Origin of the sequence: Vibrio nigripulchritudo ATCC 27043, assembly GCF_000222685.1 — a bacterium.
Classification (GTDB): Bacteria; Pseudomonadota; Gammaproteobacteria; order Enterobacterales; family Vibrionaceae; genus Vibrio; species Vibrio nigripulchritudo.
Genome location: NZ_AFWJ01000187.1, coordinates 1 through 1889, shown reverse-complemented (window position 1 = coordinate 1889; position 1889 = coordinate 1). Strand labels below are relative to the sequence as shown.

2 protein-coding genes are annotated in these 1889 nt (G+C 43.7%); both read right to left on the bottom strand.

Annotation, left to right across the window (positions count from 1 at the left end; genetic code table 11):
* Positions 1-60 precede the first annotated feature (60 nt).
* Complete coding sequence (locus tag RH89_RS14590; protein ID WP_004403396.1) at positions 61-846, bottom strand: LytR/AlgR family response regulator transcription factor; 786 nt, start codon at positions 844-846, stop codon at positions 61-63.
* A 16-nt stretch (positions 847-862) separates the two neighbouring features.
* Positions 863-1882, bottom strand: a complete 1020-nt coding sequence (locus RH89_RS14585) for a sensor histidine kinase (RefSeq protein WP_004403395.1) — start codon at positions 1880-1882, stop codon at positions 863-865.
* Between the last annotated feature and the right edge of the window lie 7 nt (positions 1883-1889).

Sequence of the window (1889 nt, the reverse complement as noted above, 5' to 3'; positions counted from 1 at the left end):
ATAAAAATAGATAACCTAATAGCCTGGGTGTGGAATGGCTAAAGTTTTGAATTGGGCAGGTTACATTCCTTTGAACAGAGACTGAGAGGCGCGGCTGACAGGAAGCTCTCTCTGACCTATCACTACATACATTCTTCCGGTCAGATCTTTTCTAACTTTACTGATTCGTGAAACAGAAACAATGGTCGAACGGTGAATTTGCCAGAACTGATTGGGGTCGAGCTGTTCCAACAGTTCTTTCAACGACATTCTGATTAAATACTCATCCAAATGGCTTTCACTATTCTGACAATAAACAGAGACGTACTTATCTTCGGATTTGAAATAAACCACATCATCGATAGATATAAGGTGTATCTCGTCTCCCATTGATGCTTTTATCCAGTGAAGGTAGCTTTGAGGTTGAGTTTTCTCAGGAGAGAGTTGTTCGAACAGTTTTTGTAGATCAGGCTGGCTACTGGTTTGGTGGTCATTCAGTCTTTGCTGCACCTTCGCAACCGCCTTTGTCAGACGCTCTTCATTTATGGGTTTCAACAGGTAGTCTGTGGCATTGTTATCAAAGGCTTCTACCGCGTATTCATCATATGCCGTTGTAAACACAATATGGGGCGTGTGTTGAAGCTTATTTAGCTTATTCGCAAGTGTTATGCCGTCTAGCCCCGGCATTCGGATATCAAGAAAAACGACATCGGGTTCGTGCTCTAGGATGGCATCAAAAGCACTTTTACCATCACCGACTTTGGCGACAATATCCAACTCCAGCCAGACATCGTTTAATTGCCGTTGTAAGTGATGAAGTAATAAAGGTTCATCGTCCGCAATTACCGCTTTTACATACTTTGCCATGTCTAATAAACCTTTATTATCTGCTTTGAAGAGAGCCCAATGCCAACCTGTTAATTGAGATGCGAGAGGTGACACCTTGAGGATCATTCTGGATGACGGAAAGGGATGCATCTTCCCCAAACAAGGTCTTTAACCTGGCGCGAATATTCTGCAGCCCTATTCCATGACCACCTGACGACTTGTCTGCCAATAGACCAACCCCATTATCTCTGACTTCCAAGACGACTTCCTTTCTTCCATCCAACACTTTTACATCGATGTGACCACGATTCAGGCTCGGCTCCAAGCCATGAATAACGGCGTTTTCTACCAAAGGTTGCAACAGAAATGGGGGAACCATTAAGGATTCGGTAAATTCGTCTTTAGTGACATTGTAACTCATCAGCTCGCCTAATCGTATTTGCTGAATCCCTAAATAGGCGGACAACAAATCCAGTTCATGATCAACAGGAACAAGCTGTGTGCGGTTCTTTCTTAGGGTTGCCCTAAGCAGATCCGTTAATCGAGACAGCATTTGCTTAGCTTTATTCGGGTCACTTTCAATAAGCACGTTGATGTTTGCGAGAGTATTAAACAGGAAGTGGGGTTCTATTTGGCTTTGCAATTGTTGTAGCTCACTTAAAACCAGCGCTTTTTCCTGATCAGCCTGAATGCGTCGCGCTTTCTCTAACTCGTGTCTGGCTTGTGCTTTCTGTTCTGCCGAATAAAAGTAGTAAAAGCAAAACGCCGTAAAGATAAAACCCAATAACACGATAGGCTTCATGTCGGAGTACGATGCAAAGCTTGGGTAATCACTCACCCAAAAATGTGCGTTAACACTGCCGCCCAACATAGAGATGGTGAGTGCGACTAAGTTGACTGTTCGTCGTGATAGCTCGGGAAGCACCAAAGTAACCAGATAGCCACCGACAACCGCGCTGTAGCCAAAGCCAAAGCTGATCACTATGTGCGTGTAAAATGGAGCTTCCCAGACAAATGAAGTGGTGATCGCGATGATAAAACAAAATAAAGAAGTGAATAGAAAGCTTTTAGCCACTCATTTT

Excerpts from the sequence above, each read along its gene's own strand:
- RH89_RS14590 (WP_004403396.1), bottom strand. The coding sequence starts at position 846 with ATGGCAAAGTATGTAAAAGCGGTAATTGCGGACGATGAACCTTTATTA.